This is a genomic window from Acidovorax sp. 210-6 (assembly GCF_010020825.1).
GTDB classification, from domain to species: Bacteria; Pseudomonadota; Gammaproteobacteria; order Burkholderiales; family Burkholderiaceae_C; genus Simplicispira; species Simplicispira sedimenti.
In genome coordinates this window covers 649,868-669,522 of record NZ_JAACJE010000001.1, presented here as the reverse complement: position 1 = coordinate 669,522, position 19,655 = coordinate 649,868, and the positions used below count along the sequence as shown (strand labels likewise).

At 62.8% G+C, this 19,655-nt stretch carries 14 protein-coding genes and 2 rRNA genes; 3 read left to right on the top strand and 13 right to left on the bottom strand.

The window, feature by feature from the left end; all coding sequences use genetic code 11:
* Positions 1-155 precede the first annotated feature (155 nt).
* The gene (locus GWK50_RS03110; RefSeq protein WP_162015242.1) at positions 156-3,347 is read left to right on the top strand and encodes an EAL domain-containing protein; all 3,192 of its coding nucleotides are present in this window, start codon (positions 156-158) and stop codon (positions 3,345-3,347) included.
* 174 nt (positions 3,348-3,521) lie between these two features.
* Entirely contained in the window at positions 3,522-5,300 is a 1,779-nt protein-coding gene (locus tag GWK50_RS20005) for a methyl-accepting chemotaxis protein (RefSeq protein ID WP_347339488.1), read from the top strand.
* A gap of 36 nt (positions 5,301-5,336) precedes the next feature.
* Here the strand turns inward: GWK50_RS20005 and GWK50_RS03100 are convergent, their stop codons facing one another.
* Both GWK50_RS03100 and GWK50_RS03095 read right to left on the bottom strand, forming a co-directional pair.
* Positions 5,337-5,999, bottom strand: coding sequence for an HAD family phosphatase (locus GWK50_RS03100; RefSeq protein ID WP_162015241.1), 663 nt, complete (start codon positions 5,997-5,999; stop codon positions 5,337-5,339).
* 53 nt (positions 6,000-6,052) lie between these two features.
* Positions 6,053-6,475, bottom strand: a complete 423-nt coding sequence (locus GWK50_RS03095; protein WP_162015240.1) for a YchJ family metal-binding protein — start codon at positions 6,473-6,475, stop codon at positions 6,053-6,055.
* 63 nt (positions 6,476-6,538) lie between these two features.
* Here GWK50_RS03095 and GWK50_RS03090 point away from each other — a divergent pair, with 63 nt between their 5' ends.
* A complete protein-coding gene (locus tag GWK50_RS03090) occupies positions 6,539-7,009 on the top strand; it encodes a YetF domain-containing protein (RefSeq protein WP_162015239.1) in 471 nt (156 codons plus the stop codon).
* A gap of 21 nt (positions 7,010-7,030) precedes the next feature.
* On the opposite strand, the gene ppk2 is transcribed toward GWK50_RS03090, so the two are convergent.
* The 11 genes from ppk2 to GWK50_RS03035 all read right to left on the bottom strand — a co-directional run bounded on the left by ppk2 (position 7,031) and on the right by GWK50_RS03035 (position 19,516).
* A complete protein-coding gene (ppk2, locus tag GWK50_RS03085; protein ID WP_162015238.1) occupies positions 7,031-8,236 on the bottom strand; it encodes a polyphosphate kinase 2 in 1,206 nt (401 codons plus the stop codon).
* 227 nt (positions 8,237-8,463) lie between these two features.
* Positions 8,464-9,594 (bottom strand): acyl-CoA dehydrogenase family protein, encoded by a 1,131-nt coding sequence (locus GWK50_RS03080; RefSeq protein ID WP_162015237.1) that lies wholly within the window; start codon positions 9,592-9,594, stop codon positions 8,464-8,466.
* A gap of 28 nt (positions 9,595-9,622) precedes the next feature.
* Positions 9,623-10,291, bottom strand: coding sequence for an SDR family oxidoreductase (locus tag GWK50_RS03075; RefSeq protein WP_162015236.1), 669 nt, complete (start codon positions 10,289-10,291; stop codon positions 9,623-9,625).
* Positions 10,292-10,358: 67 nt separating this feature from the next.
* Positions 10,359-11,549: an acetyl-CoA C-acyltransferase gene (locus tag GWK50_RS03070; RefSeq protein WP_162015235.1), complete on the bottom strand. Its 1,191-nt coding sequence runs from the start codon at positions 11,547-11,549 to the stop codon at positions 10,359-10,361.
* Positions 11,550-11,590: 41 nt separating this feature from the next.
* The gene (aceK, locus tag GWK50_RS03065; protein WP_162015234.1) at positions 11,591-13,402 is read right to left on the bottom strand and encodes a bifunctional isocitrate dehydrogenase kinase/phosphatase; all 1,812 of its coding nucleotides are present in this window, start codon (positions 13,400-13,402) and stop codon (positions 11,591-11,593) included.
* Positions 13,403-13,446: 44 nt separating this feature from the next.
* Positions 13,447-14,106 carry a carbonate dehydratase gene (gene can / locus GWK50_RS03060; RefSeq protein ID WP_162015233.1) on the bottom strand — a complete coding sequence of 220 codons (660 nt, stop codon included), beginning with the start codon at positions 14,104-14,106 and terminating at the stop codon, positions 13,447-13,449.
* A gap of 44 nt (positions 14,107-14,150) precedes the next feature.
* Positions 14,151-15,341, bottom strand: a complete 1,191-nt coding sequence (locus GWK50_RS03055; RefSeq protein WP_162015232.1) for an isovaleryl-CoA dehydrogenase — start codon at positions 15,339-15,341, stop codon at positions 14,151-14,153.
* A 37-nt stretch (positions 15,342-15,378) separates the two neighbouring features.
* Positions 15,379-15,840: a PaaI family thioesterase gene (locus GWK50_RS03050; protein ID WP_162015231.1), complete on the bottom strand. Its 462-nt coding sequence runs from the start codon at positions 15,838-15,840 to the stop codon at positions 15,379-15,381.
* Positions 15,841-15,875: 35 nt separating this feature from the next.
* Complete coding sequence (locus GWK50_RS03045) at positions 15,876-16,274, bottom strand: MerR family DNA-binding transcriptional regulator (RefSeq protein WP_162015230.1); 399 nt, start codon at positions 16,272-16,274, stop codon at positions 15,876-15,878.
* A gap of 136 nt (positions 16,275-16,410) precedes the next feature.
* A 5S ribosomal RNA gene (gene rrf, locus GWK50_RS03040) occupies positions 16,411-16,523 on the bottom strand.
* Positions 16,524-16,636: 113 nt separating this feature from the next.
* Positions 16,637-19,516, bottom strand: a 23S ribosomal RNA gene (locus GWK50_RS03035).
* Between the last annotated feature and the right edge of the window lie 139 nt (positions 19,517-19,655).

Here is a 19,655-nt window from a genome sequence, read left to right as displayed (position 1 = left end):
ACGATTGTGCCGCGCAGGGCTCGGGCGGTGCGCGGTCAGTGATTGTCAGGCGCAAGTGCGCAAATACACCTACACTGAACCGGCAGTTGGGGTCACCCATCCAACTCCCGTTTTTGAAGCGATTCACACCGCATCTGAACCCTGCCTCGTTCGCCATGAAAGCCCCCCTGCGCGCCCATCTTCTGTTGCTGGTGGTGGCCCTGGTCATTCCACTGGCCGGGTTGCTGGGCATGAGCGCCTGGCGCGATGCGCGGGACGCCGTGGCGCAGGCCCGGGCGCTGCACCGCCCGCTTTCCTCGCTGGTGGCAGCCGATGTGGGTCGCACGCTTCAGACCGCGCATCTGACACTGAAGCTCGTCGCCGGGCGCCCTGCAGTGCGGACCATGGATGCCAGGCAATGCGACCCCTTGCTGATGGACTTTCACCGGGCGACCAAGAAATTCTCCAACCTGGTGACCACCAATCTGCAAGGGGATGTCGTCTGCTCCGCCCTGGCGCTGCCGCAGGGCAAGGGCGTGAACGTAGGCACCACGCCCTGGTTCCAGCGGGCGCTGCGCGCCGAGCAGTTCAGCGTGGGCGACGCGCACACGGGGCCAATCTCCGGCCAATGGGTGACCGTGCTGAGCCTGCCGATCCGTAATGACGCGAACCAGATGGTCGGCCTGGTGCACCTGACGCTGGACCTTTTGGCGCTCAATCCCAACCTGCCCATCGAGGGCCTGCCCGATGATGTCCGCTATGGGGTCTTCGACACCCAAGGCACGCTGCTGTGGCGCAACCACGATGCCGAAAAAGCCATCGGCACACGCCCCAGTTGGGAAGTGGCCCGCAGAATCTCCGGACTGGACAAGGAATTCGAGGCCGAGGGCCTGGATGGCATCAAGCGCTTTTACTACACCACCCCCATTCCGGAGGCGGGGTGGATTGCGTATTTCGGCCAGCCCAGCAGCGGTATCTATGCCCAGGCCAAACAGCGCGCCTGGGTCAGTGCCGTGCTGGCGCTGATGATCGTGCTCTGCCTGTGCCTGGTGGCCCTGGTGCTGGCGCGGCGCATCGAGCGCCCCATTCGTTCACTGTCCACCGCGATGCAACGCCTGCGTGCCGGAGACAACACCGCCCGTGCCGAACCCTCGGGCCCTGCAGAGCTGAACCAGCTGGCCCAGGAGTTCAACCGCCTGCTGAGCGAACGCGCCGAGGCCGAGGCCACACTGCAAACCCAGCACCACGCGCTGCAGGAAGCCAAGGAGCGCGCCGACCAGGCCATGCAGATCACCCAGATGGGCCTGTGGACCTGGGACATCCATACCGGCACGCTGTACGCCGACGCCATGCTGGCACGCCTGTTCGGATACGAGCCCGAAGACCTGCGGGCCACCCCCATTCAGCAGTGGCGCGAGCGCACCGAACCACAGGACCTGCCCACCCTCGATGACCGCTTGCGCGCCTGCCTCAAAGGCGAGCGCCCGCAGCTCCAGATCGACCAGCGCATACGCCACCGACAGGGCCACTGGCTCTGGGGCCAGTGGCGCGGCCGGGTGACGGAACGCGACGCCCACGGCAAGGCCCTGGTGATGATGGGCTCGTTCATTGACGTGACCGAGCGCATGAAAGAGCGCGAGCAGCTGCAACTGGCGGCCAGCGTGTTCACCTATGCGCGCGAGGGCATCACCATCACCGACACGCGCGGCACCATCATCGACGTGAACGACACCTTCACGCGCATCACCGGCTACACGCGCGAAGAGGCCGTGGGCAACAACCCGCGCATGCTGCAATCGGGCCGCCAGGGGCCGGAGTTCTATGCCGCCATGTGGCAAAGCCTGCTCACCCGCGGCCACTGGACCGGCGAGGTGTGGAACCGGCGCAAGAGCGGTGAGCTGTTTGCCGAAATCATCACCATCAGCGCCGTGCGCAACGCCAAGGGCGAAACCCAGCACTACGTGGCACTGTTCACCGACATCACCGCACTCAAGGAGAACGAGCGCAAGCTGGAGCATGTGGCGCATTACGACGCCCTCACCGGCCTGCCCAACCGCGTGCTGCTGGCCGACCGGCTGCAGCAGTCCATGCTGCGCTGCCAGCGCAAGGGCCTGTCGCTGGCGGTGGCGTTCCTGGATCTGGATGGGTTCAAGGCCATCAACGACCGCCACAGCCACGACCTGGGCGACAAGCTGCTGGTGGCGCTGGCGCACCGGCTCAAGGCAGCGCTGCGCGAAGGCGACACGCTCTCACGCATCGGCGGCGACGAGTTCGTGGCCGTGCTGGTGGACCTGGAGCAGCCCCAGGACTGCGAGCCCGTGCTCTCACGCATGCTGCACGCCGCCGCCGACCCGGTGCAGGTGGACGAGCACCTGCTGCAGGTCTCGGCCAGCATAGGCGTCACCATCTACCCCACCGACGGTGTGGAGCCCGACCTGCTCATCCGCCACGCCGACCAGGCCATGTACCAGGCCAAGCAGGCAGGCAAGAACCGCTTCCACCTGTTCGATGTGGAGCACGACAAGGCCGTCAAAACCCAGCGGGAAGAAGTGGCCCGGATTCGCCAAGGCCTGCAGGACGGCGAATTCGTGCTGTACTACCAGCCCAAGGTCAACATGCGCACGGGCGCCGTCATTGGCGCCGAGGCACTGATCCGCTGGCAACACCCCGAGCGCGGGCTGCTGGCGCCATCGGCCTTCCTGCCCGCCATTGAGAACCACCCCATCTGCATCGACGTAGGGGAGTGGGTGATTGCCAGCGCACTGCGACAGATGGCCGACTGGAAGGGCCAGGGCCTGGATCTGCCGGTCAGCGTGAACATCGACGCCATGCAATTGCAGAAAGAGGGCTTCAGCCAGCGCCTGTCCCAACTGCTGGACCAGCAGCCCCAGGTGCCCCCGCGCTGGCTGTGCCTGGAAATCCTGGAGACCAACGCGCTGGACGACATTGCGCTGGTGTCCGACATCATGCGCCGCTGCCAGGCCCTGGGAGTGCGCTTTGCGCTGGACGACTTTGGCACCGGCTACTCATCGCTCACCTACCTCAAGCGCCTGGGTGCCGAGGAGATCAAGATCGACCAGAGCTTCGTGCGCGACATGTTGGTGGATCCGGACGATCTGGCCATCGTACAGGGCGTGATTGGGCTGGCCCAGGCCTTCCACCGCGATGTGATCGCAGAAGGCGTGGAAACCGCAGAGCACGGCGCCCGCCTGCTACCCTTGGGCTGCCACCTGGCCCAGGGCTATGGCATAGCCCGCCCCATGCCGGCACAACAAATGCCCCATTGGGCGCAGCACTGGCAACCTGACGCAAGCTGGCAACACGCACACCATTCGACCACCGACACTCTGGCCCAGTTGCCCACGTGACACACAGGGGCTTACCCCTAAATGTAATAATTTGTGAACAGATTGCCGCCTTTACAGCCATCTGCCAGCAGGCCTACACTGGGCCAAGACACGTGATGCAAGCTCCTCGCAAGACCTTGCAGATCATCCCCCCTGACCCCGTGGGTATCTGAATCTTGTCTATGGAGAAGAACCGTGATTGATCTTTCTTCCTGGCGCGTGCGCACGCGCCTGACCGTGGGCTTTGGCGCGGTGTGCGCACTGCTGGTGCTGTCGGTCGTCATGGGGCTGATCGCCATGGGGCGCATGCAGGCGGGCATGGTCTCCATCGCGCATGACCACTGGCCCAAAATTGCCACGGCCGCCAACCTGACCACCCAGACCGACATCATTGCCATTGCCTTGCGCAACATGATGCTCAACCCCGACGCCGCCGATCGGGAACGCCAGCAGCAGGTGATTGCCAAGGCCCGCAAGGACACGGAAGACAACCTTCAAACCCTCGACCGCCTGCTGACCACGGCCCCCGACCGCGAAATGCTGCGCAAGGTGCAGGAGCTGCGCAGCCGCTACTTTGCAGGCCTGGAAGAGTTGCGCCCGCTGATACTGGCCGATCAGAACAATGAAGCGCGCGAATACCTTGCCGCGCGCCTGCGTCCCGTGCTGGGCGAGTACAAAACCGCGATCGGCGCGTTGGTGGAGTCCGAAAAGAACGCCATCAATGACAACGCCAAAGATGCTGCGGTGACCTATACCGGCACGCGCAACCTCCTCCTGGGGCTGGGCGTCGTGGCGCTGCTGCTCTCCGCATGCCTGGGCTGGCTCATCACCCGCAGCCTGGTTCGTGAGCTGGGCGGCGAACCCCAGGTGGCCGCAAAAATGGCACGTGCCGTGGCCGGGGGCGACTTCACCCAAGCCATCACCGTGCGGTCTGGCGACCAGACCAGCCTGATGGCCCAACTGGCCGCGATGAAGGAAAGCCTGGCCCGTGTGGTGGCGCAGGTGCGCCGCAGCTCCGAGAGCGTGGCCATGGCCAGCTCCGAAATCGCTCAAGGCAACCAGGACCTGTCGGCACGCACCGAAAGCCAGGCCAGCGCGCTGGAAGAAACCGCCGCCTCCATGGAACAACTGGGTGCCACCGTGCGCCAGAACGCCGACACCGCGCGCCAGGCCAACCAGTTGGCACGCACCGCCTCCGACGTGGCCGAGCGCGGTGGTGAGGTGGTGGGCCAGGTGGTGCAAACCATGAAGGGCATCAACGAGAGCTCGCAGCGCATCTCCGACATCATCCAGGTGATCGACGGCATCGCCTTCCAGACCAACATCCTGGCGCTCAATGCCGCTGTGGAAGCCGCCCGGGCCGGTGAGCAGGGTCGGGGCTTTGCCGTGGTGGCCAGCGAGGTGCGCTCCCTGGCCGGGCGCAGTGCCGAGGCGGCCAAGGAAATCAAGCAACTCATCAGCGCCAGCGTGGAGCGCGTAGAGCAAGGCAGCGCCATGGTGGACCAAGCGGGCGAGACCATGTCCGAGGTGGTGCAAAGCATCCGCCGGGTGACCGATCTGATGGGCGAGATCAACGCCGCCAGTTCCGAGCAAGCCAGCGGTGTGGCCCAGGTGGGCGAGGCGGTGACGCAGATGGACCAGGCCACGCAGCAGAACGCCGCGTTGGTGGAAGAAATGGCCGCGGCCGCAGGCAGCCTCAGCACCCAGGCCCAGGAACTGGTGCACGCGGTGGCGGTGTTCAAGCTCGATGCCAGCCTGGCAGGTACCGGGGGCTACAGCGCCCCTGCGCCAAGGCCTGCGCCACGGCCTGCCGCGCCTGCTCCGGCCCCAGCCCGCGTGGCGGCAACGCCTCGCGCCAGTGCTACCGCCAAGCCCACCGCCCCCGCCAAGGCCGCCCTGCAAGCGCCCGTGGCCAAGCCTGCGGCACGCCCTGCAGCGGCCCCTTCGAACAACGACGACTGGGAATCCTTCTGACGCGTGGGGCTGCCCGCCCTGCGGGGGATGCCTGAATCAGCCCAGCAGCGCAGGCAGCTCGCTCAGGTGCACCATGACGTGCACCGCCCCGGCGCCGCGCAGGGCCTCGGGCGAGCCGTGGCCCACGGCGGAGGGACTGAGGCCCACCACCGTGGCGCCTGCGGCCACGCCTGCGGTCACGCCGGTCACCGTATCCTCCACCACCAGGCAGCGCTGCGGCGGCACGCCCAGCGCTGCGGCGGCCGCCAAGTACACGTCCGGGGCAGGCTTGGTGGCGGGCATTTCGTGGCCGCTGAACACGCGGCCGGCAAAGTACGGCGCCAGGCCGACTTTCTCGAGCTGCATTTCGACCTTGTAGCGGTCGGCCCCTGAGGCGCAGGCAATGCGCCCGGCCAGGCGCGCATGCACTGCGGCCACGGCGTCCAGCGCACCGTCGATGGCTTGCAGCTCGGCCTCCAGGCGCACATTGCGGCGCTGGTAGAACTCTGCCATCCAGGCATCGGTCAGCGGCTTGCCAGTGTGCGCCTGGATGCGCGCGGCCTCGCTGCGCACCGTCTTGCCGATGAACAGGCGCATGCACTCGTCGGGCGCCAGCGCCCAGCCTGCCTCGTTGAGCATGGCGCACAGCACGCCGTTGGTGATGGCCTCGCTGTCCACCAGTACCCCGTCGCAGTCAAACAGTATTGCTTCAAATCTCATAGCTGATAGCGCTTATTACACGGGCGTTACAGCCCTATTTCATTCAACTTTTGCTACCGGATGTCGCCATCGACGTAATACCAGCGCCCGGCTTCGCGCACGAATCGGCTGCGTTCGTGCAGGCGCACTGCGCGCCCGCCGACGCGGTAGCGCGCGACGAACTCGACCTCGGCATGCTCGGGCCCGGTAGGGCGGTGCCCGCGCACGTCCAGCCCGAGCCAGCGCGCGCCGGCATCGAAATCGAGCGTGGCCGGGCGGGTGCTGGCATGCCAGGTGGCCCGCAGGTAGTCGGCCCGCTCGCGCACGAAGGCGGTGTAGCGCGAGCGCATGAGGCTCTCGGCGTCGGGGGCAGGTGCGTCGGCCCAGTGGTCGATGTAGCGGCCGCAGCAGTCGGCATAGGCCAGCGGGTGTGCCTTGCGCGCGCTGGGCGGCGTGGCCACGCGTCCGCAGGGGCATGGGGATGTGTCCAAGGTCATGCGCCAAGGTTAACGCGAACGCACCGTCCCGCCCTACACTGGCCGGATCGGAAGGAGAAGCGCATGCTGGAAATGTCTGTGCCGTGGTGGGAGTTCGTGCTGCGGGGCGTGGTGGTCTACGCCTTTCTGCTGGTGTTTCTGCGCGTGACGGGGCGGCGCAAGATCGGCCAGTACGAGCCGTTCGACCTGGTGCTGCTGCTGATCCTGTCGAACGCCGTGCAGAACGCGATGAACGCAGGAGACAACTCGCTCGCGGGCGGCCTGCTTTCGGCCGCCACGCTGATCCTGTGCCACAGCCTGATCGCGCGCCTGACCTACCATGTGCCGCGCATCGCGCGCTGGGTCGATGGCAGGCCTCGCGTACTGGTTCACGACGGCAAGGTGGACGACGCCGTGATGCGCAGCGAGGCACTCACCGCCGATGACGTGGCCGCCGCGCTGCGCGCCGGCGGTTGCCTGCACGCGCACGAGGTGGAACGCGCCACCATCGAAACCAACGGCCAGATCACCGTGGTGCTCAAGCGGCGCGGCTGATCACCGCGGCGAGCGGACATTTCAGAGGATGGCCCCCGACTTCTCGCCACGCTCATACACCACATGGGCCCGGCCCACGATCAACGGATCGAGCTTGCCGATGGAATCGACAGCCTTGTTGGCATAGGGCAGCTTGTGCAGCACGTAGCGCATGGCATTGAGGCGCGCGCGCTTTTTACAGTCGCTTTTGATCACCGTCCAAGGTGCGTCGGCCGTGTCGGTCTCGAAGAACATGGCTTCCTTGGCGCTGGTGTAGTCATCCCATTTGTCCAGCGAGGCCAGATCCACCGGGCTGAGCTTCCACTGCTTGAGCGGGTGCACCTCGCGCTCCTTGAAGCGGCGGCGCTGCTCCGCGCGGCTGACGGAGAACCAAAACTTGATGAGGTGCACCCCACTGCGTACCAGGTGGCGCTCGAAGTCGGGTGCCTGGCGCATGAACTCCTGGTACTCGGCATTGGAGCAAAAGCCCATGACACGCTCGACGCCTGCGCGGTTGTACCAACTGCGGTCGAACAGCACGATCTCGCCGGCCGTGGGCAGATGCTGCACGTAGCGCTGGAAATACCACTGGCCGCGCTCGACCTCGCTGGGCTTTTCCAGCGCCACGACGCGCGCGCCCCGTGGGTTGAGGTGCTCCATGAAGCGCTTGATCGCACCGCCCTTGCCGGCGGCATCGCGCCCCTCGAACAGGATCACCACGCGCTGCCCGGTTTCCTTGACCCAGGCCTGGAGCTTGAGCAGCTCCACCTGGAGCTGGTATTTCTGCGCCTCGTAGGTGCTGCGGCGCATCAGGTGCCGGTAGGGGTAGCCGCCATCACGCCAACCATTCGCCAGCTCGTCATCGGGATGGCCCTTGCTCACCGTTCCGTGCTCGGGGCTCGGCCCGGCAAGCAATGCCTGGAGCAGCGCTTCACGGTCGTCCCGCGAAGCGCCTTCAATCAATGCACGCAAGGCGGCAGCACGCTGCTGCGCCGACAGATCGCCCTGGGCCAACAAGTCCTGCACAGCGGCCAACTGGCTGCCCTGCGCCGCCTGCACGGCCTCGCGCTGCACATGGCGTGCCACGGCAGCCTGCTTGAGCGTTGGGGCGGTATCGCCCCGGCGCGCATTGCGCGGGCGCTCTGCCTGGGGAGTGGTAGGCGCTGCGCGGCGCCGACGGACGGGTGCAGGAGTGCTGGGCTCTTTGGCCGACGGGGCCACGGCGGGGAGGATGTCTTTGGCGCTCATGGATCCATTCTGTCACCGCGGCAGAGGAGGCACCAGTGCGGCCCAGGCCCCTGCTCAACTATCCACACAGCACGCAGCCACTGGCGCGGCCCAGAGGCCAGCGGCCACCGCGCAAGGGCCGCCAGTGCTCCGTGCCCAGGCGCTGGTGGCGCCCCCCTTTCCCGGCTCGCGCAGCGAGGCGAGATGGGGGAAGGCACGAAGCGCCTCAGGAGGTTACCCCCTTCTCCTCACGCCAGCGCCCGCTGGATGATGATCTTCTGCACGTCGCTCGTGCCTTCGTAGATCTGGCACACGCGCACGTCGCGGTAGATGCGCTCGACCGGAAAGTCGTTGACCACGCCGTAGCCGCCCAGCGTCTGGATGGCGGCGCTGCAGACGCGCTCGGCCATCTCGCTGGCGAACAGCTTGGCCATAGCGGCTTCCTTCAAACAAGGCTTGCCTGCATCGCGCAGCGCGGCGGCATGCCAGATGAGCTGGCGCGCGGCCTCGATCTGCGTGGCGCAGTCGGCCAGGCGAAAGCCCACGGCCTGGTGGTTGAAGATGGGGGTGCCGAAGCTCTCGCGCTCCTTGGAATACGCCAGCGCCGCCTCGAAGGCGCTGCGCGCCATGCCCACGCTCTGCGCGGCGATGCCGATGCGCCCGCCTTCGAGCGCGCCCAGTGCGATCTTGTAGCCCTCGCCCTCGGCACCGATCAGGTTTTCGGCCGGGATGCGGCAGTGGTCGAAATTGATCTGCGCCGTATCGCTGGAATGTTGCCCCAGCTTGTCTTCCAGACGCGCCACCACGTAGCCGGGGTTGCTGGTGGGCACGAGGAAGGCGCTCATGCCCTTCTTGCCCGCGCCCTTGTCGGTGACGGCGATGACGATGGCCACGTGGCCGTTCTTGCCGCTGGTGATGAACTGCTTGACGCCGTTGATCACATATTCGTCGCCCTGCTTCACCGCCGTGGTGCGCAGCGCCGAGGCATCCGAGCCCACATGCGGCTCGGTCAGGCAGAAGGCACCGAGCATTTCGCCGCGCGCCAGGGGCGCGAGCCAGTCGCGCTTTTGCTGCGCGTTGCCGTAGCGCATGAGGATGGCGTTGACGGGGCAGTTGGTCACCGAGATGGCGGTGCTGGTGCCGCCGTCGCCGGCCGCGATCTCTTCGAGCACGAGCGCGAGCGTGAGGTAGTCGAGGTTCGCGCCACCAAACTCATCGGGCACGCAGATACCGTAGGCGCCGAGCGCGGCCAGACCCTGGTGGGCCTCCTTGGGGAAGTGGTGCTCCTTGTCCCAGCGGGCGGCATTCGGCCACAGTTCGGTTTGCGCAAAGTCGCGCACTGCGTCGCGGATCATTTCCTGGTCTTGGGTCAGCAGCATGGGGTCTCCGTGATGTGTTCTGTGGGGCTCACCAGTGGGCGGCGCGCTGGCCGTCGTAGTGCAGGAGCCGGCCTTTGTCGGCGGGCGTGAGGTGGGCGAGCGTGCGGCGCATGCCGTGCACGCTGGCCTCCACGCTGAGCGGGGCGTTCTCGCCGCCCATGTCGGTGCGCACCCAGCCAGGGTCGATGGTGACCAGCGTGGCGCGCGGGTAGTCGTGCTGGGCTGCCGCCACGGCCATGTTGAGCGCGGCCTTGCTGGTGCGGTAGAGCCAGGCGCTGCTCTCGCCCACGCTGCCGATCTGCGACATGGACGAGGACAGGAAGGCGAACACGCCGCCCGCGGCCTCCACCATCGGCGCGACCTGCGGGATGGCCTGCATGGCGCCGAGCACATTGGCGTGCATCACCGCGTCAAAGTCGGTCTGCGTGGGCGGCGTGCATGCACCGGGGCGGCGCATCACCCCGGCCACGTAGAGCGCGACGTCGATTTCCTCGCCGTCAAGCTGCCAGGCCAGGCCGCTGACGCTGGCGGGGTTGGCCACATCCACGGTCAGGGCCTGAGCGCCGAGCGCCAGCACGCGCGCGCGGCCGGCCTCGTCGCGCACGGTGGCGATGACGCGCCAACCCTCGGCGGCGTACTGGCGCACCAGCTCCAGGCCGATGCCGCGCGAGGCGCCGATCACCAGGACAGTGGGCATGAATAGGTATCAAAATGGCCGATAGCGCTCTATTCATGAGCGCCAGCAGCTATCAATTCAATAGCAATCAGACCAGTTCGATGGCCATGGCGGTGGCTTCGCCGCCACCGATGCACAGCGTAGCGAGGCCCTTCTTCTTGCCGCGCGCCTGCAGGGCATGCAGCAGCGTGACCAGGATGCGCGCGCCGCTGGCGCCGATGGGGTGGCCCAGCGCGCAGGCGCCGCCGTTGACGTTGACCTTCTCGTGCGGCACTTTCAGGTCGGCCATCAGCGCCATGGGCACGACGGCGAAGGCTTCGTTGATTTCCCACAGGTCCACGTCGTCCACCTTCCAGCCGGCTTTCTTCAGCGCCTTCTCGGTCGCGCCCACGGGGGCGGTGGTGAACCACTCTGGTTCCTGCGCGTGCGTGGCGTGCGCGACGATCCTGGCCAGGGGCTTGCAGCCCAGCTCCAGGGCGGTGGACTGGCGCATCAGCACCAGGGCGGCGGCGCCGTCGTTGATGCTGGAGCTGGCGGCGGCGGTGATAGTGCCGTCTTTCTTGAACGCGGGCTTGAGCGTGGGGATCTTGTCCAGACGGATCTTCAGCGGGCCTTCGTCCTGCGCCACCGTGACCTCGCCCTTGCGGGTGCTGAAGGTGACGGGGGTGATCTCGGCCTTGAACGCGCCGGAGTTGATGGCGTCCTGCGCGCGCTGCACGCTGGCCATGGCGAAGGCGTCCTGCTGTTCGCGCGTGAACTGGTACTTGGCGGCGCAGTCCTCGCCGAAGGTGCCCATGGAGCGGCCGGCCTCGTAGGCGTCTTCCAGACCGTCGAGCATCATGTGGTCGAAGATCTTGTCGTGGCCCATGCGGTAGCCTCCGCGGCCCTTCTTGAGCAGGTAGGGAGCGTTGGTCATGCTCTCCATGCCGCCCGCGACCATCACGTCGCGGCTGCCCGCCACGAGCTGGTCGTGCGCGAGGATGGTGGCCTCCATGCCCGCGCCGCACATCTTGGACAGCGTCACCGCGCCGGTGCTGCGCGGCAGGCCGCCCTTGAAGCCGGCCTGGCGCGCGGGCGCCTGGCCCTGGCCCGCCATGAGGCAGTTGCCGAACAGCACTTCGTCGACCTTCTCGGGCGCCACGCCCGCGCGCGCGACGGCGGCCTGGATGGCGGCGCCGCCCAGATCGTGCGCGGCGAGGTCGGAAAAGTCGCCCTGGAACGCGCCCATGGGGGTGCGGGCGGCGCCGACGATGACAATGGGGTCTGCAGATGAGGACATGGATATTCTCCTAATGGTCGGAAAGGGATGGATCAGGGCGATCAGATGCCGTCGGACATGCGCGTCTGCACGAAGCGCCGGCTCACGTCGTAGGGGAAGACGTCGTACACATGGCCCGCGAGGATGCGCTCCTTGTGCGACTGCCAGAACTCCACGTCGAGCAGGTCGGCGTGGTGCTGCATGAATACCTGGCGCACAGCATCGTTGCCGAGCAGGAAGGGGCCGAAGGTCTCGGGAAAGACGTCGTTCTTGCCCACCGAATACCAGATTTCGCCGCTCATCTCATCTTCCTCGTTGCGCGGCGCAGGCACGCGCCGGAAGTTGCAGTCGGTGAGGTATTCGATCTCGTCGTAGTCGTAGAAGACGACCTTGCCGTTGCGCGTGACGCCAAAGTTCTTCCACAGCATGTCGCCCGGGAAGATGTTGGCCGCCACCAGGTCCTTGATGGCGTTGCCGTATTCGATGACGCTGTTTTCCATCTGCTGGCGCGCGCGCGGGTCCGACAGCCCGGTGTCGAAGCACTCCTGCAGGTAGATGTTGAGCGGGATCATGCGCCGCTCGATGTAGAGGTGCTTGATGATCACCTCCTGCTGGCCGTCGCCGTCGCGGTCGCTGATCTCGAGCTGGCTGGGCGCGTACTTCTGGATTTCGGCGATCAGTTCGTCGTCGAAGCGCTCGCGCGGGAATGCCACCAGGCTGTATTCCAGCGTGTCCGCCATGCGGCCCACGCGGTCGTGGTGCTTGACGAGCTGGTACTTGCTCTGGATCTGCTCGCGCGTGGTGTCCTTCTGCGGCGGGTAGTAGTCCTTGATGAGCTTGAAGACGAACGGAAAGCTCGGCAGGTCGAACACCAGCATGACCATGCCCTTGATACCGGGGGCGATACGGAATTTGTCCGTGGAATTGCGCAGGTGGTAGAGGAAGTCGCGGTAGAACAGCGTCTTGCCCTGCTTGGCCAGGCCCAGGGCGTTGTAGAGCTCGGTGCGCGGCTTGCGCGGCATGAGGCTGCGCAGGAATTGCACGTAGGCGCTGGGAATCTCCATGTCCACCATGAAGTAGGCGCGCGCAAAGGAGAACAGCATCTGCAGGTCGTCCTCGCCGAACAGCGCGGCGTCGATGTAGAGCCTGCCTTCCTCGTTGTGCAGTATGGGCAGGGCGAACGGCACTTCGTTGAAGCCGTTGATGATCTTGCCCACCACGTAGGCGCCCTTGTTGCGGAAGAACAGGCTGGAGAGCACCTGGATCTGGAAGTTGGCGCGCAGGCGCACCTTGTCGAGCTTGATCTGCATGGCGCCCACCACGTTGCGCATGTCGCGCGGCAGGTCGGCGAACTCGCGCTGCAGGTCGTAGTGCTCGATGATGGTGACCAGGGTGTCGAACAGCGTCTCGCGCTGCGGGTAGTAGGCGCGGAAGGTGGGACGCGCACCGGGCTGCTCGTTCTCGATGTATTCGGTGCTCACCGCCGGCCACACGAAGATGAAGTCGTTGTGGAAATGCGTGCGGTGCAGGATCTTGGTGGTCACCGAGTTGAAGAAGGTCTCGGCCAGCTCGGGCTGCTGGTGGTTTACCAGGAGGCCGATGTAGTGCAGCTTGACCTGGTGCCAGACCTCCATGGGCTGCTGGCCGGCCTTGAACTCCTTCTCCAAGCGGCGCGTGCACTCCTTGACGCGCAGGTCGTAGAACTCGATGCGCTCGCGCTGGGCGCGCTGCTGGCCATGCCAGTCGGCCGTCTCGAAGCGGTGCTTGGCGCGCGCCGATTCCGTGCGGAACAGGCGGTAGTGGCGGTTGAAGCCATCGACCATCGCCTTGGCGATGTCGTAGGCTTGGGGAGAATCAAGGCGTTGGGGGAACATGGGGAATAGCGTCCTGTAAATACCGTTCGGGCGTCCCCCCGACTTTAGCGCCGCGCGGCGATCACGCCTTCCACCGCCGCCCGGTACAGCGATTCCATGCCCTGGTTACCGTTGAGCGAGATGTGCAGGTTGTGGATCAACCCATCTTTGAGGCCGTAGCACCACCCGTGCAGTTGCACCCGCTGTTCGCGTGCCCAGGCATCTTGAATCACCGTGGTCTGTGCGACATTCATCACCTGCTCAATGACGTTGAGTTCACACAAAACGTCGTGCCGCTGGGCAGGGTCTGTCGCGGCGATCAGTTCCCGGTGGCGATCGCGCACATCTTTCACGTGCCGGATCCAGTTGTCGGCAAGCCCTACCCGAATGTCCTGCAAAGCCGCCAGAACACCGCCGCAGCCATAGTGCCCCACCACCATCAGGTGCTCGACATGGAGCTGGTCCACGGCGTACTGAATGGTGGAGAGGCAGTTCAGATCCGTGGGCACCACCACGTTGGCGACGTTGCGGTGCACGAACACCTCGCCAGGTTCCAAGCCCGTGATCTGGTTGGCAGGAACGCGGCTGTCTGAGCAACCCACCCACATGAACCTGGGGCTTTGCTGTTCCAGCAGGCGAGTGAAGAACCCCGGCCTTTCGCGCTGCATTTGTGCAGCCCAGGCACGGTTGTGAACAAAGAGTTCCTCAATGGTGGTGGTGCTCATGGCGCGCTCTTTCGGGGACGGGTGCAATGCGGAAGGCCGTGCGTTCAACAGGTTTCCGAGAACAACTCGCGGCCGATCAGCATGCGACGGATCTCGCTGGTCCCTGCACCGATTTCATAGAGCTTGGCATCGCGCCACAAGCGCCCCAGCGGGTACTCGTTGATATAGCCGTTGCCTCCATAAATCTGGATACCCTCTCCGGCCATCCAGGTAGCCTTTTCGGCACACCACAGAATGACCGAGGCGCAGTCCTTGCGCACCTGGCGCACATGCTCGGAACCCAGCATGTCCAGGTTCTTGCCGATGGTGTAGCAGAAGGCCCTGCCTGCCTGCAGCACGGTGTACATGTCCGCCACCTTGCCCTGGATGAGCTGGAACTCACCAATGCTCTGACCAAACTGCTTGCGATCGTGGATGTAAGGCACCACGTTGTCCATCACGGCCTGCATGATGCCGATGGGACCCGCCGCCAGCACGGCGCGCTCATAGTCCAGACCGCTCATCAACACCTTGGCGCCGTTGTTCAGGCCGCCCAGGATGTTCTCGGCCGGCACCTCGACGTTCTCGAAGACCAGCTCGCCGGTGTGGCTGCCGCGCATACCCAGCTTGTCCAGCTTTTGCGCAATGGAGAAGCCCTTCATGCCCTTTTCAATCAGGAATGCCGTGACACCGCGCGCACCCATCTCCGGCTCGGTCTTGGCATACACCACCAGGGTGTCTGCATCTGGACCGTTGGTAATCCACATCTTGTTGCCGTTGAGCAGGTAGTACCCGCCCTTGTCCTCGGCCTTGAGCTTCATGCTGATGACGTCCGAGCCTGCGCCGGGCTCGCTCATGGCCAGTGCGCCGACATGCTCTCCGCTGATCAGTTTCGGGAGGTACTTTTGTTTTTGTGCCGCGCTGCCGTTGCGCTTGATTTGATTCACGCACAGGTTGGAGTGCGCGCCGTAGCTCAAACCGACCGAAGCCGATGCACGTGAAATTTCCTCCATCGCCACCATATGGGCTACGTAGCCCATGTTGGCGCCACCGTACTCCTCCGGGACCGTGATACCCAGCACCCCTAGATCGCCCATCTTGCGCCACAGGTCCATGGGGAACTGGTCGGTGCGATCGATCTCTGCAGCACGGGGTGCAATTTCGGCCTGGGCAAAATCACGCACTGCGTCGCGCAGCGCATCGATGTCCTCGCCGAGTTGAAAGTTGAGTCCTGGAAGATTGGCAATATTGCCCATGGCGTGCTCCTTGGTCTATTGGGGGTGAAAAGGGACATCAGCCCCGGATGTCTGTGCGACCCATCACCGTCATGAGTGTGCAGTTCATGGTGGCGATGAGCGTTTCTTTCTGATCTTGCAGCGCGTAGGCCCGCCCCTCACACACGGTGATGGTTCGGCCCGGCTTGAGTACGCGCCCCTCCATCCGGAAGCGCTCACCTTTGGCGGGGGCCAAGAGGTTGATCTTGAATTCGATGGTAAGCACCGCAGCATCTTCCGGCATAAGGGAAAACGCCGCGTAACCGCAGGCAGAGTCCAACGCCGTAGAGACAACTCCAGCGTGCAGGAATCCATGTTGTTGGGTCAAGCTGCGGTCCCAAGCCAGCCCAATGTCCACGGCTCCTGGCTCCAGCTTTTCCAGCCTTGCGCCCAGGGTTTGCATCACGCCTTGAAGGGCAAAGCTGTCCTCCACCCGCTGCCGGTACAGTGAGTATTTGGGAACCCAGACTGCCTCTTGCATGGCGCCTCCTGAATTTACGTTTACGTAAACGTCAATTATGCAGGAATTTTAGCCATTTTTGCGAGCAATGCCCTGGCCTCTTTCTCATGTTCTTTGACTTCGTCCAGATTGGATTGAAGGTCGGCCATCTGCTCTTCCAACTGGCGGCGATGTTGCTCCAGGACCGTCAGAAATTTTTGCAGCTGCACGCCCGTGTCTCGAGGGCTGTCGTATAGATCAATGATCTCTTTGGCTTCGGTCAGCGACAGCCCCAGGCGCTTGGCGCGCAAGGTCAGCTTAAGGCGCGTACGGTCGCGTGCGGTATAGCTACGCGTCCGTCCTCCCGGCCCCGTTCGCGCCGGAGAGAGCAAACCGACATCCTCGTAAAAACGAATGGCCCGTGTGGTGAGATCAAATTCTTTGGCCAGATCCCGGATGCTGTAGGTGATCGCCATGGCGTGGTTCTGGTAACTGGAAGAGGTTGCAATCGGTCAATCGTATCCGATGAGTGGTATTGGATACGAATTGAGATTTCCAAGCAGAAGCGCCCCGCACTGTATTAGTGCGGGGCGCTGCTGGGCTGGAATAGGAGCCTGACGATGACCTACTTTCACACGGGGATCCGCACTATCATTGGCGCAAAGTCGTTTCACTGTCCTGTTCGGGATGGGAAGGAGTGGTACCAACTTGCTATGGTCGTCAGGCATAACTTGTTGCTGGCCAGATGGTTGGTCTGGCTGGCGAATTCATAGAGTCTTGTCAGATTGAATTTGATTGCGTGCTTGGCATAACAGATTGACGGTTAAGTCAAAGTTATAGGGTCAAGCCGCACGGGCAATTAGTACTGGTTAGCTCAAAGCATTGCTGCTCTTGCACACCCAGCCTATCAACGTCCTGGTCTAGAACGACCCTTCAGGGGGGTCGAGCCCCCGGCAGATCTCATCTTGGAACGAGTTTCCCGCTTAGATGCTTTCAGCGGTTATCTCTTCCACACTTAGCTACCCTGCGATGCCACTGGCGTGACAACAGGTACACCAGAGGTGTGTCCACTCCGGTCCTCTCGTACTAGGAGCAGGCTTCCTCAAATCTGCAGCGCCCACGGAAGATAGGGACCAAACTGTCTCACGACGTTTTAAACCCAGCTCACGTACCTCTTTAAATGGCGAACAGCCATACCCTTGGGACCGGCTACAGCCCCAGGATGAGATGAGCCGACATCGAGGTGCCAAACACCGCCGTCGATATGAACTCTTGGGCGGTATCAGCCTGTTATCCCCAGAGTACCTTTTATCCGTTGAGCGATGGCCCTTCCATACAGAACCACCGGATCACTATGTCCTGCTTTCGCATCTGCTCGACTTGTCAGTCTCGCAGTTAAGCACGCTTATGCCATTGCACTATTAGCACGATGTCCGACCGTACCTAGCGTACCTTCGAACTCCTCCGTTACGCTTTGGGAGGAGACCGCCCCAGTCAAACTGCCTACCATGCACTGTCCCCGATCCCGATAAGGGACCCAGGTTAGAACCTCAAACGCACCAGGGTGGTATTTCAACGTTGGCTCCATGAGATCTAGCGACCTCACTTCAAAGCCTCCCACCTATCCTACACAGATCCGTTCAAAGTCCAATACAAAGCTACAGTAAAGGTTCATGGGGTCTTTCCGTCTTTCCGCGGGGAGATTGCATCATCACAAACATTTCAACTTCGCTGAGTCTGCGGAGGAGACAGTGTGGCCATCGTTACGCCATTCGTGCAGGTCGGAACTTACCCGACAAGGAATTTCGCTACCTTAGGACCGTTATAGTTACGGCCGCCGTTTACTGGGACTTCAATCAAGAGCTTGCACCCCATCATTTAATCTTCCAGCACCGGGCAGGCGTCACACCCTATACGTCCACTTTCGTGTTTGCAGAGTGCTGTGTTTTTATTAAACAGTCGCAGCCACCGATTTTTTGCAACCCTGTTCAGCTCCATTTGTACAACTTCACTTACTTAGGGCATACCTTCTCCCGAAGTTACGGTATCAATTTGCCGAGTTCCTTCTCCGCAGTTCTCTCAAGCGCCTTAGAATACTCATCTCGCGCACCAGTGTCGGTTTGCGGTACGGTCGTGTGCAGCTGAAGCTTAGTGGCTTTTCCTGGAAGCAGGGTATCACTCACTTCGGAAGCAAGCTTCCTCGTTATCACCCCTCATCTTAGCCCGGCGGATTTGCCTACCAGGCACGACTACAGGCTTGAACCAACATGTCCAACAGTTGGCTGAGCTAACCTTCTCCGTCCCCACATCGCACTACACATCGGTACAGGAATATTGACCTGTTTCCCATCAGCTACGCATCTCTGCCTCACCTTAGGGGCCGACTCACCCTACGCCGATGAACGTTGCGTAGGAAACCTTGCGCTTACGGCGAGGGGGCTTTTCACCCCCTTTAACGCTACTCATGTCAGCATTCGCACTTCTGATACCTCCAGCATGCTTTACAACACACCTTCACAGGCCTACAGAACGCTCTCCTACCACGCACAGTAAACTGTGCATCCGCAGCTTCGGTAACTGGCTTAGCCCCGTTACATCTTCCGCGCAGGACGACTCGATCAGTGAGCTATTACGCTTTCTTTAAATGATGGCTGCTTCTAAGCCAACATCCTGACTGTTTTAGCCTTCCCACTTCGTTTCCCACTTAGCCAATTTTAGGGACCTTAGCTGGCGGTCTGGGTTGTTTCCCTCTTGAGTCCGGACGTTAGCACCCGGTGCTCTGTCTCCCAAGCTGTACTCATCGGTATTCGGAGTTTGCATAGGTTTGGTAAGTCGCCATGACCCCCTAGCCTAAACAGTGCTCTACCCCCGACGGTAATACTTGAGGCACTACCTAAATAGTTTTCGGAGAGAACCAGCTATTTCCAAGTTTGTTTAGCCTTTCGCCCCTATCCACAGCTCATCCGCTAGTTTTGCAACACTAGTCGGTTCGGACCTCCAGTACCTGTTACGGCACCTTCATCCTGGCCATGGGTAGATCACTTGGTTTCGGGTCTACACCCAGCGACTAAATTCGCCCTATTCGGACTCGATTTCTCTACGGCTTCCCTATTCGGTTAACCTTGCCACTGAATGTAAGTCGCTGACCCATTATACAAAAGGTACGCAGTCACCCTTGCGGGCTCCTACTTTTTGTAAGCATGCGGTTTCAGGATCTATTTCACTCCCCTCCCGGGGTTCTTTTCGCCTTTCCCTCACGGTACTGGTTCACTATCGGTCGATGATGAGTATTTAGCCTTGGAGGATGGTCCCCCCATGTTCAGACAGGGTTTCTCGTGCCCCGCCCTACTTGTCTGCAGCCTAGTACCACACGTTGGCTTTCGCATACAGGGCTATCACCTGCTATGGCCGGGCTTTCCATCCCGTTTTGCTAACCAGCGCGCTATCACTGCAAGGCTTTTCCAATTTCGCTCGCCACTACTTTCGGAATCTCGGTTGATGTCTTTTCCTCGAGCTACTGAGATGTTTCAGTTCACCCGGTTCGCTTCGTTGACCTATGTATTCAGTCAACGATACCTATCGCTAGGTGGGTTTCCCCATTCAGATACCTCCGGATCAAAGCTTATTTGCCAGCTCCCCGAAGCTTTTCGCAGGCTATCACGTCTTTCGTCGCCTATCATCGCCAAGGCATCCACCACATGCTCTTAGTCACTTGACCCTATAACTTTGACGTCTCTTTCGAAACATCTCCGCCATCTGTCTTGACTTGCGAGGTCTTTCACCTCGCGCGTTATGCCGTAATGTGAATCTTTCTTCGGTATTTCTACCTGGAGAACTATTCGTCATTACTTGAACAA